The following is an 11,200-nucleotide window of genomic DNA, read 5'->3' as shown; positions in this document are numbered from 1 at the left end:
CATTTATGTGATTTTGTGTTGTTGACGTCAATGGAACGAATTTTACTTTTTCGTCGCCTACTTGCTCACTAACGCTAGAGGAACTTAGAATTGTGGTCAAATAAGAGAATTGGACAAAGAGATGCGGGCAAGTCTTTGATTGACTTGGGAAGGGAACGTCTAAGGGTACGGTGTTGAATCAACGGACAGGTTTCAGTTGCGGAAAACACGATCTGACCGATTAAATTCAACTATTATACAGTGCAATTTAAAGTGAAGCCACCGTGCTGATTCGATCATTTAACCAATTGCTGAGCATTGTCTCTAAAATGTACTCGCCATGGCATTGGATCTTCGAAATGGCTGAGCTCCTGACTGGCAACCCATGCTAGTTCTTGTTGCGATTTGAGTTTATCGCCACGAATTGGATAATAATATTTTCCGAGTGCCCAGCGCGGCAGTAACCAATTATCATTGTTAGCAACTGATTGTTGCATTGCACTGTCCCCTTTATCTTTATTGCCGCCCTTGCTCGAAGGTAGGGCGTAATAGCAGATTGCCTTGGCGAATTCAACGGCACCACCGCCAAACTGCGGATCAACCTCTTCAATTCGGTTAATCATTATCAGTGCGTGATTAAGCCAATCAATATTGATGATCTTACCGTAGAGGTACATCCCTTCCTTAAATTCATATTGGATGGCCGTCACCCAGAACAGCATCGCTTCGGATTCGTTTGCAGTGAGTGCATCAACGGCTTGCCATGGTTTCAGCCCCTGTTCAACTCTATTGCGGAAGTGCATATTGGTGTACATCGCCCACTCAGCGTAAACAATGGCTTGTTTGAAGAGTTGTGATTTTTCAGCTTTTTTATCCGTGTAGGCGGTTCCTAGCAAGATGTACTGGGTGCTCAATGTTTGTAGGGCTTCGTAATTTTGAGGATCGGCCTCTAGCACCAATTGGTAGGCTTGAATTGAAGAGGAGAGTTTCTTGGCATTATCGGCTTGAGAAAACTTCATTCTTGCCTGTTGCAATAACTGATCGGCAGATTTATGGGTATTAAGCGATACGGGTTCTTGCCACGTTGGATTCCATTGCATGGCGCAACCACTGAGCATAAAGGTGATCATTATGAGTGAAAATATTTGATAAAATGGCACAGCACAGGTTCCTTTATATTTACGGGGAGATGATGAGGTCTTTTGTATTAAACGTTTTCGCTACCACACTGACATTATAGGAAGTATGCCACAGTTTTTTAAGTTATCCAGCGGATGCGTGAGCAGTGAATTTACTTTGACGCAAAAAATGTGTAGTGGGTTTGATCATGGGATATCATGGCTGTGTTGGTTGAGAATGAATACGCAAATAAGGAACCTCTTTGTACTGAACCATACGCACGGTGGTGTGGGAGGACGGCGGGGTGGGGGAATCCCCGCCTCCTACCCGATTGTGCACCTTAATACTGCGCTGTTTTTTATCTGATAAATATCGTTCTTTTTGCGCCTAAAACTACTGTGTTGGGTTGAATTTATCTGTTGTAGCAGATTACTGGCCTAAGGGTAATTTTTTGAAGCGACCACCGTAGATGATCGGATCTCCTTGGTAGCCAAGTTTCTCAAAGTTAAGATAATCAGTGCGTTGAGTTAGCTGTTCAACATCACACCCTTTTCCTTCTAGAAAATGTAAGTCTGGTGTCTGGTGCGCGAGTTGTTTGAAATCGACAGCACGGTTGTCCTGATGACAGCGGTCGCACGTTTTTTCTTTTTGCAAGCTCGGGTGGCACTGGACGCACGTCAGGGCCATGGTTGCTGGCATCACTTCATGTTCCACACGCCAGTAGGTCCAAGTTTCTTTCCATAACCACTCACCACTGTAGGGTAGTTTTGCAGCGTTCATGCCATCGGCAAAGGATTTACCCCAGTCGTAATGCTTCCAGTAGGCGGTGCTGTCGTTGGCATCGCGCGGAAACAGATGCGGTATCAGTAGGGTGTGATGCAAGGTGTCAAAAGCCTGCACCCCCTTCATGATCTTGAAGGGCGTTATTCGAGCATTGGGATCGTTGCGCATACCGACGGGTGAAGTTAGTGGGATGACCTTAGCATTGGTATCAACGGCATCACCGAGAATAACGCGCTCCATGTTGCCATTAAACCAGTTGTAGTCCGGTTGAACGGCACGCTTCCAGCGGAATTCCCCCTTTTTGGCATTGTAATCAGGCAGCCCTTTAGCATCGCCAAGATCTTGCAATATTGGCTGGCGTTGCCTGTCGCCCGCTTTTGACCAGTCCCACCACGTTTTGGTCGGCGTGCATTTGGCATAGACCGGTGAATGGCAGGTGTTGCAGTCGATGCTGGCGCTGTGCTTGTTGAGATGATGATCGAGTAAGCTGTTGCCAAGGTGCGGTGTGGCCGAATGGCAATCTTCACAGCTGACAACCCCTTCGGCAGCGGCAACAGAAGAGCTGCGGCCGGCGATTCGGTGTTGGCGTGTGGTGTGACATTCGCTGCAACTGAAATCGAGGTTTCCCATATGGACATCGCATTCTGGGTGCGGTTGGGCCAGATTATTGCCCATGTCGGCGTGTTTGATGGCGTCACCGCCACCACCGCTAAAGTGACAGCTCCCGCAACTCTGGCGGCTGCTGTGGCCGACGTTTTCAGCAACTAATTTCAGGTCAACACGGTCGTCGGGCCAGCCAGCATTTGCCGGTGATTTTTTGTAGGTACCAGTGGTGTCATGACAGACGAGACAGTCCATGTGTCTGGTGTCATTGAAATCAAAAGAGGGGTCGGTCCAGCCATATCCTGCGTGACAACTTGTGCAACGAGACTCGTTGCTGATGATGCTCACTCAGTAGTTGTTAAGGGCTGTGGTGCCCTTGCCGTGTCGTATCGCGCGGTTTTGATCTTGGGTGTGGGTGGAAGGGCCGCGCCACAACCAGTGTGCCGTATGTAGCAGGTCGTTGGCTTCATCCTCATGGCAGCGCAAGCACTCAGCGGTCACCTGTAATGCGTCGGGATTATCTGGTAGCTGAACCAGCTTATTATGTTCAGGCACCTTGTTTAGGTGACAGCCGCTACAGGTAACTGGGCCTTTGTTTTGTTGTTGATGACAAGGGGTACAGCTCTGATGGTAGGCCGCTTTGAGGCCTAGTCGTTCGGGATAGTCTGGATGGAAAGCTTGTTGATGACAGGCCGAGCAACGCACTGTTTCAGGGTGACTACTATAGGTGCTGTCGTCCGCCGGGCGCAGGTGGTGACAGATGCTACAGTCACCGCTGCTTGCGGCATGTTGGCCATGATTAAAACGCACAGGGCCGTAATGATCTTCCTGTGCCTTTATGAGTGGGCTGTCGAGGAGAAAATAGGTGTCTTTTGCATCCTTGATCGATAGCTCTGTTGCGTGTAGACGTTGGCTGCGGCGGATGGGACCTTCCTCCTTAACCTTGTCCACTATGGGGACGGTCTCCTGTGCTCGCAGACGTGCCTGTTCCTGTCCTGGCGCAGACCAGACAACATCGTCACCTTGTCTTGCCATCACCGACATGTCGGCTATCATCGGCATATTTGCCAAACTCGGCTGGGTCATCAGGATGGTCAGCACTACCAGTGTCAAAGCCATTTTTAATCGGAAAAATTGTTGTATCATGAGGGTATCTCCTCCCTGCTCTGCGATAGAACCGGTAAATAGGTGACCAAAACGCGGTAGACAAACATCAACGTGGCGATAAGGCCGAAGGTGATCAGCAGCTCCCCCAGTGCCGGAGTATAGTGATCCTGAGTTATCGGCGGTGTGTAACCGATGATAAACACGTTGATGCGGTTTAGGACTACGCCACCAACAATGAGGGCGGCGGCGATAAACAGATAACGCCGCGATTGACGCCGCTGCGGGGATAACAACATCAGTAAGGGGGCGATGACACCTAGTCCCAGTTCAACAAGGAATGAATTGGTTTGGAAGGTGCCATCAAATAGATAAACCCAGCTACCGCGCCACAATAGATCACCGACTTTCAACACTAGATAAAAACCAAGCAGACTGATGGTGATGCGCGATAGTGGTGCCAGTATCGGCATTTCGTTGTCAGTGTCCAGCGAACTGCTGACGAGGGTTGCTTCAACAATCACCATGGGATAGCCGACGGCAATGGCCGAAGTGAGAAACAGCAGCGGCAAAATGGGTGTGAACCACAATGGGTGCAGTTTAGTCGGCGCAATGAGCATTAGCGTGCCGAGGCTCGACTGATGCATACACGACAGCACAACACCAGCGATGATGAATATCCACATGGTTTTACTGAGCATTTTGTCAGCCATATGAAGAAAAGATTCCACTGGACGGTTTAAATAGGTGAGTAGACCAGGCAGTGACACACGGCCTTTGAATTGTTCGATCACCACGGGGAGAAATTCAATGTACAACACATGCAGATAAACCATGACGCACATGGCCACTTCAAACAGGGCCGAGTTGGTATTCCAGTAGACTAGCGGCTTCCAGATAGCCCAAGAGCGGCCGATATCCACCAGCAGACCGAGGACAACAAAGGTGTAGCCGAGCATGGCAGTGAGCAACGCTGGTCGTATCACCGATTCATAGTGATGACGGCCCATGATGTGAGCCAGTGCAGCGGTGGTAAAACCACCTGCGGCCAAAGCTACTCCGGTGGCAACATCAATACCGACCCACAATCCCCACGGACGTGCTGTCGATAGATTGGTTACCGCGCCAATCCCGCCGGTAAAACGGAACAACACGGCAACGCCGCCAGCGGCCATAAAGGCAAGCATCACCAGTACACCGGGGGTCCACAGAGGGCGTCTGACCGGTAACGGATTACATGGTGCGTGGTGACTCATGAGACACCTCCGGGATGTTGTGGATTATCTGACTGATGAGGACGCTGATTTTTTTGGTTGCGGTACATAACCCCACCCAGCAGTGTAAAAAGCAGGGCTGGCGACCATAGGTAGCTGAACAGCGAGTGTTGAATGTTTTCTGTCAGGCGCGGTATTGGTTTGTCAGGAAGTGTGAGAAAACCGAGTTTGGCAAAGGGTACTCTGGAGAGATAAAGCCACGATGTACCGCCGACCTCTTTTTCGCCATAGATGTGATCGACATAGCGGCCGGGATAATCGGACTGTCGTTTTTTAGCTAGCTTGAGTAGCGTGGAACGTTTGCCGAAGGTGATCGCTTCCGTCGGACAAATGGTAGCGCAGGCTGGGGGCTTGTTCTGCTCAATCAGCAGGGGTTCGCAAAAGGTACACTTCATCACCTTCGGTGTGATGGGGTTGTCGTATTCGTAGGCCGGAATCTCAAACGGGCAGGCCACCATGCAGTAGCGACAGCCGATACATTTACTAACGTCATAATGAACGGTGCCATTGCTATGTTTGCTTAGGGCGCCAGTAATACAGGCTGAGGCACATGCGGGATCTTGACAGTGCATACACTGCACCTTGACAAAATCAGCAACTAACAGCCCTTTATTGTCGATGCGATCGCTGTGATAACGGTTGACCACGGTGAGGTTCGTTGCATCAGGTCGCCGTTTTTCGTCAAATACGCTCAGATCATCAAAGGGTCGAGCCGCTGGCGGCAGTTCATTGATGGCGTTGCATGCCTGTTCACATTTACGACAGCCGATGCAACGACTGATATCCACCAGGCAGCCGTAAGGATCGGCCGGTGCTTTTGATTGCCACGCCTGCGCCGGTCGCGGTGATGCGACCGCTGTGAACGCTCCGACAGCGGCCAACTTGAAAAAACTGCGTCGTTTTAATTGCATGTCCCCCCCATTTATTCATAAATTCAATACAAGCATATAAACAGATAATCATATACAATGCAAGCAATTGCGAACGATACTCACTTTCAAAAACTGTGCTAGGTAGGAAGTATTTGTGTAACTGTAAAAGATTGAGAGAAATTATTTTAAATCTTAACTCATGTTGGATTAATCAGGCTGTTGCATGTCAGGGTATATAGGTGTTTTCAGCTTTCATTGTGGTGATTGAAGCAGAAGAGTTGGAACCTGTTTTAAGTTACTCTGAGTTTTACTATTGTTGTAAAAGTTGTGGGCAAGCTTGGTATTTTGAATGCGTTCCTGATGAGGTGACGTTTCCGTTGTTTGGCATAAAACTTCAAAGCTATGAACAGTAAATTGCGTGAAAATGAGATAGATGCGCAAAAAAAGTTTATTATCCTATTAGCGCATAACGGTTTCAGTTCAGAAAAATATCGACATATAGGATGTGACAACTATAAATTAAATGGTAAAGAACTCTGTCACAATCATTTATCACTCGGCTAGAGGGTGTAAATGCTGGAGGGGAGAATACACTTTTCATTTGTATTATGGTGAGATTCGACGATACCTTCAGCACACGCATGAAGTTGTAATAGTGTTCTTTATATGTCTGGTATTGACAGGCGATCAAGGTCATAAATATATTTGGGAGGATTACTATGTTGGTTTGGCAAGGTTGGGGGATTACAGCTGCTCTTTTTCCTGTTTTATCTGTTTTGTTGATGGAGTTATTTGTTAATTCTCCGTTAGGAGCAAATCTCCACGATCCAAAGTCTTGGTCACTTTGTTTAGGGTTTTCTTTGTCAGCAATTCCTATCTATATTTTAGGCACTAAATTAAATGATAAGCCCGGCAGAATGCTTGTTGATCAAGAGACAAATGAAGTTGTTGAATTGAAGACAAAGCACACTTTTTTTTGGGTGCCGTTGCAGTACTGGAGCTTTGTCATTATTGGTATAGGTGGCTGGATGTATCTTGTGGAGATTGGTGCAATTTAGGGTGGTTTCCACGTCGCTATTTTCCAGTAACTTACCCAGAAAACTTTGACACTCGTTTTTGTAAGCGTATTAGAACTTCACGTCATGATTTGCAATTTTATCGGCGTTGATAAGTGATGGGCATAATAAGTACGGCCTCAATCGGTGGCGGTGGAAACGGTGCGGCTCGTTTAACTGTTTTAATAGCGTCCTTATCAAGGATGGCATAGCCAGAACTTTTAACTACCTCAACAGCACGTACTTGACCATTGGCACAAATAACAAATCGTACCTTGGTTTGTCCGCTTATTCCAGCATGTTGTGCCTGACGGGGATAACGTAATGCTCGGCCAATTTGTTTGCTAATGTAAGCAAAATTCTCACCTAAGTATTTAGCTCGTGCTTGCCCTTCAAGTTGTTCTGATGGTTCGCTAGTCGTTGATGATAAACCTGTTGCCATCGTGCTTGTTGTTGGTGCTGGGGGCGTAAAAGGGACCGATTGTACACTTGGCGCGTTTTGGCTAGTGTCCGTTGGTTCAGGCTGTGGTTCAGGCTGTGGTTCAGGCTGTGGTTCAGGCTGTGGTTCAGGCTGTGGTTCAGGCTGTGGCTCAGGCTGTGGTTCAGGCTGTGGCTCAGGTTGCGGCTCAGGTTGCGGCTCAGGTTGCGGCTCAGGTGCAACGATATTTTCATTATTATTCGGCGCGACAGAAGTCATACTTTTTTTGGACTGGCTGCTTTGGCCTGGCTCTGGAACATCAAAAAAATCGACGGCAATATTTATGGCGCTATTGTGACCTGGCGCAGCATGGCAAAGTATCACAACACCAGTAATAATAACGATATGAATGCTTAGTGAGATAAGGACCGCTTGCACTTGATTGGTCATAATTCGCCTGAACTTGATATTAAGAGTTTGTTTCAGTAAGCAGACTTACCTTATTGAAACCCTGCGCTTTAATTTGTGTCATAACGGTGATAAATGTTTGCAGAGCAATTTGACGATCTGCATGGATTAATACGGTACTTGAGCGGTCGTAATTGACCATTAGCGCAGCAATTTGCTCAACGGCAATAGGTCGTTTTTCGAGGAACAATTGGCCGCTATCGTTAATGGTAAGCGATATCGATTCAACGTGATCAACCTTAGGTGCTTTCCCTTGTGGAAGATTGACCGATAGCGCGCCACTGGTGATAAAGGTGGAGGTGGTGAGAACGATGGTCAGCAATACCAACAAAATATCGATAAAAGGGATAACATTGATGGCGTCAAATTCCTTCTCATCCATTCATAATCTCCCATTCCAATAGCAACTCTTTGGCACGGCGAATCAAAAAATTATAAAAAGCTACGGTAGGGATAGCGATCACCAGCCCAACAGCGGTGACTTTGAGAGCCAGTGCGAGGCCAACCATGATCTCCTTGGTGTCAACTGAACCTTGCTGACCCATGGTGTAAAAGGTGAGCATGATCCCTAATACCGTACCGAGTAGACCAATAAAAGGTGCGTTACTGCCGATGGTGGCAATGATATGCAAGCGTTTGGTAAGAGCCAGCTCTAACGCCTTTTTATTAGTGAACGAACCGAGGTCTATATGGCGATAAAATTTTCGCCGTTCAATAGCCACGGATAGCGCAATAATACTCATGCACACTAGGAGGCCAATCACTCCCCAATCAATTGCCTGCTTTAACCATTCCATACTCGTACCCTTTATGCTGATGGCGTTGGAGTCGTAACTCCAACGCCGTTTAAACTTAATGACTTAAATCGATCACTTCGATAGTGGTGATCGCCTGAACATCACGATCATCGGTGTTATCAGGGCCAACAATAACGCGAAACTTAGCGCCCTGTGATAACGCTTCACCATCACTCATATCGGCCATTAAAATTTCGTCGGCCAATGTGGAGACGTACAACTCGCCCATGGAGAATGTGGCGCGATAACCATCGGGGGCTGAAAGGATAACTACTTGATCCATTGTTAGTTGCGCGCCAGCGCCTTTAAGGACATTGATTAACGCTGTGCCGTTAAAGGTGTGCAGTCCATGGTAACCGCGACCAATGCCAACCACTTTTTTGCTGATTTTATTACGTGGATAGCCATCGAGGCTGGTGATCACTAGCGGCTTGCTGAGGGCACCCTTAATATTGATTTCGGTACTATAAAGCTCGGCATCGCGATTTACAGCGATGTTAGGACGGACATTAATGACATCAATGTTGACGACACCTTCTAGGTAGCGGTCAGTATAAAAATCACCGGTAACGATCAACTTTGGCAGGGCTACCGTGCGTTCTAACTGTTGCATGGCAAATGAGTATTCCTCGGGCTCATGACATTTCGCACAATTTGTTTTGGTAGGAAATACCGCCGTGGCTTGATAGGACAACACGACCTCAGCAGGGTTGTGGTAAAAGATTTCGCCCCATGAAAGTACCACTTTTTTTCCTTGGGCATCACTTAACACAATGGTGGCATCTACCAGTTTTTTGAACGTTGAATCCTTTTGTTCAATGTTCGCCATGGAGAGTAGGGTGCGCAATGAAACCGCACGGTGCTTAAATACACCGTGATAAACGCCATCGCTGGTGACCTCGTTTTGCTGTACTTCGATCGTTTGCAGCCGTTGTAGATCATCTAATGTCAATTGCATGGGGTTGTTGACCGTGCCAGTGATGGTGAGAATCACTTCTTTTGAAGCAGACATCTCGGTTGTGCCGGCGATAGAAGTTGTGGCGATAGTGCTTATGACGGCACAGATCATGAGTATGAAGAGTCTGAAATTGTTATGTTTTTTCACGAACGACCTCCGTGGCGATGGTTACGAATTCTTAAAAAATAGATCAACATCAGCAGGCACATCAGGCCATTGCCGAGAAGGATCAACGGTAATCCGGTATCTTGCTTAATGTTGACAACCAGTCGTGGTTGTTGCCCCTGTCTAGGCTTACCTGCAAGAGCGAGATGATAGGTGGTTCCTTCATGCCAGAGGGGGTGAAGTACCGAGACTTCTTTAACTTGACTTTGATCGTTGGTAACAAATTTAAGTTGTGCACGGCTTTGTTGCAGGTGGCCAGTAAGAGAGCCTTGATCATGGTAGGTGTTCTGTTGATCAACCACTTCCACTAACGTTTGCTTTATCATGATCTGTTTGCCAGTTTTGGCGGCCATCGTTTCCTTTAGTCCCGAAAACTCAGTGAGTGCATGACCTGAAAGGATGAGCAAAAAACACAGATGCATTAAGGTTGGACATAGCAACAATAAAGTCGTACTGGTTCCATTATTATGCCGGCGTTGCCATAGTTGATTGATGCGTTGGCACGAACAAGCAAGGGTGTTTGCACCCAGCAAAAGTAACAGCACCATCAGGCTTACCAGCCACCAGCAATGGCTATCGAAGTGGTGATTCAACCAAGAGAAAAACAGTTCTGAGTTGAGTTGGCGGTAACGACCATCAAATTTGGCATATAGCCCACCAATCACTAGGTTCAGACTGAGCAGGTTGAGAATCCAGAAGCACAGGCGAGTGCTGGTCAGTTGGTTCCATAGGCTGTTTATCATTGGGCCTCCTGCACTTGGACCGTGGTGTTAACCCCAGTTTTTTGCTGTTGTTGCACGCCTTTAGTCGCATGAATCGGTTTCGGTAGCATGGGTAAAATAGTGAACAGCACCACGGCCATGGTTGCGCCGATCAATGCAAAGCGGGCTTTTTTGCGCTGATCAAATCCTTTAATAAAAGCCATGTGTAGATAACTACAATAGCAGCACCAGAGCGCCGCAGAGTGCATATGTCGGGTTCCCCAATGAAACAGACCACCCCAGCCTAAATAAGTCCAAATGCAGCCTGTTAACTGAGTAATGCTGTAGAACACGAATCCCAATACCGCGTAGCGATTGAACAATGGTGTATCTAACCGTCGCCTTAAAAATTGGATGGCTAGCCAGCCACTCAGGATAAAGCAGCCTTGAGATAACCCTTCAAATATGAAAAAAAAGTGAGCACTCCAACTTGGAGTGAATGGGTTAGGGTGGTGACACGATGGCGGCCATATAACGACCGGTAAAATGAGCGCGCATAGTGGAAATAGGGCTGATAGGGCAACCCGTTGCTGGCTATTGTTTTGTCGATACAGCAGAACAATAAGTGTTGCTAAACACCAAGGAAGAAAATAGCTGGCGTTAAACACCCCTTCAAGCGAAAAAAAATCATAGCGCCAGCAACGACTGAGTTGGCTGAAGGTATGAATTAACCAGCCGACAAAAAGAGTCCGGCTGGTGAATCGTTCGTTCTTGCAGAGATAGCAAAAAAGGGAAAATAGATAAAAAACAGCAGCTATTTTGAAGAGTAAGGTATAGATCGGTAGATCAAGTGGGAGCTGGAACATGGGGCCTCACAACAGTAAAAAAAATCCGGTGGTAGCGT

At 47.3% G+C, this 11,200-nt stretch carries 12 protein-coding genes; 2 read left to right on the top strand and 10 right to left on the bottom strand.

The window, feature by feature from the left end:
• Positions 1–275: 275 nt before the first annotated feature.
• From ACZ5KY_RS12980 to ACZ5KY_RS12965, 4 genes are all read right to left on the bottom strand, one after another.
• The gene (locus ACZ5KY_RS12980; protein ID WP_464244322.1) at positions 276–1,139 is read right to left on the bottom strand and encodes a hypothetical protein; all 864 of its coding nucleotides are present in this window, start codon (positions 1,137–1,139) and stop codon (positions 276–278) included.
• A gap of 388 nt (positions 1,140–1,527) precedes the next feature.
• Complete coding sequence (locus ACZ5KY_RS12975; protein WP_464244321.1) at positions 1,528–3,630, bottom strand: tetrathionate reductase family octaheme c-type cytochrome; 2,103 nt, start codon at positions 3,628–3,630, stop codon at positions 1,528–1,530.
• The gene (gene nrfD / locus ACZ5KY_RS12970) at positions 3,627–4,844 is read right to left on the bottom strand and encodes an NrfD/PsrC family molybdoenzyme membrane anchor subunit (protein WP_464244320.1); all 1,218 of its coding nucleotides are present in this window, start codon (positions 4,842–4,844) and stop codon (positions 3,627–3,629) included. Before nrfD ends, ACZ5KY_RS12975 begins: the two co-directional genes overlap by 4 nt.
• Entirely contained in the window at positions 4,841–5,773 is a 933-nt protein-coding gene (locus tag ACZ5KY_RS12965) for a 4Fe-4S dicluster domain-containing protein (protein ID WP_464244319.1), read from the bottom strand. Before ACZ5KY_RS12965 ends, nrfD begins: the two co-directional genes overlap by 4 nt.
• 200 nt (positions 5,774–5,973) lie before the next feature.
• On the opposite strand from ACZ5KY_RS12965, the gene ACZ5KY_RS12960 reads away from it, so the two are divergent.
• Positions 5,974–6,147 (top strand): hypothetical protein, encoded by a 174-nt coding sequence (locus ACZ5KY_RS12960; RefSeq protein WP_464244318.1) that lies wholly within the window; start codon positions 5,974–5,976, stop codon positions 6,145–6,147.
• Between the two features lie 306 nt (positions 6,148–6,453).
• Positions 6,454–6,792: a hypothetical protein gene (locus ACZ5KY_RS12955; RefSeq protein WP_464244317.1), complete on the top strand. Its 339-nt coding sequence runs from the start codon at positions 6,454–6,456 to the stop codon at positions 6,790–6,792.
• 97 nt (positions 6,793–6,889) lie between these two features.
• Here ACZ5KY_RS12955 and ACZ5KY_RS12950 read toward each other — a convergent pair whose 3' ends face one another.
• From ACZ5KY_RS12950 to ccsA, 6 genes are read right to left on the bottom strand one after another with little or no spacing between them, the layout of a single operon-like run.
• Complete coding sequence (locus ACZ5KY_RS12950) at positions 6,890–7,657, bottom strand: energy transducer TonB (protein WP_464244316.1); 768 nt, start codon at positions 7,655–7,657, stop codon at positions 6,890–6,892.
• A 19-nt stretch (positions 7,658–7,676) separates the two neighbouring features.
• Positions 7,677–8,057, bottom strand: coding sequence for an ExbD/TolR family protein (locus ACZ5KY_RS12945; protein WP_464244315.1), 381 nt, complete (start codon positions 8,055–8,057; stop codon positions 7,677–7,679).
• Positions 8,050–8,472, bottom strand: coding sequence for a TonB-system energizer ExbB (gene exbB / locus ACZ5KY_RS12940; protein WP_464244314.1), 423 nt, complete (start codon positions 8,470–8,472; stop codon positions 8,050–8,052). Before exbB ends, ACZ5KY_RS12945 begins: the two co-directional genes overlap by 8 nt.
• Before the next feature lie 55 nt (positions 8,473–8,527).
• Positions 8,528–9,577: a hypothetical protein gene (locus tag ACZ5KY_RS12935; RefSeq protein WP_464244313.1), complete on the bottom strand. Its 1,050-nt coding sequence runs from the start codon at positions 9,575–9,577 to the stop codon at positions 8,528–8,530.
• The gene (locus ACZ5KY_RS12930) at positions 9,574–10,338 is read right to left on the bottom strand and encodes a hypothetical protein (RefSeq protein ID WP_464244312.1); all 765 of its coding nucleotides are present in this window, start codon (positions 10,336–10,338) and stop codon (positions 9,574–9,576) included. Before ACZ5KY_RS12930 ends, ACZ5KY_RS12935 begins: the two co-directional genes overlap by 4 nt.
• Complete coding sequence (ccsA, locus tag ACZ5KY_RS12925; RefSeq protein ID WP_464244311.1) at positions 10,335–11,162, bottom strand: cytochrome c biogenesis protein CcsA; 828 nt, start codon at positions 11,160–11,162, stop codon at positions 10,335–10,337. The genes ACZ5KY_RS12930 and ccsA overlap by 4 nt, the downstream gene beginning before the upstream one ends.
• Between the last annotated feature and the right edge of the window lie 38 nt (positions 11,163–11,200).

Source organism: Desulfuromonas svalbardensis (genome assembly GCF_055389415.1).
The sequence above is the reverse complement of the archived record's forward strand: the minus strand, read 5'-3'. Positions and strand labels throughout refer to the sequence as shown.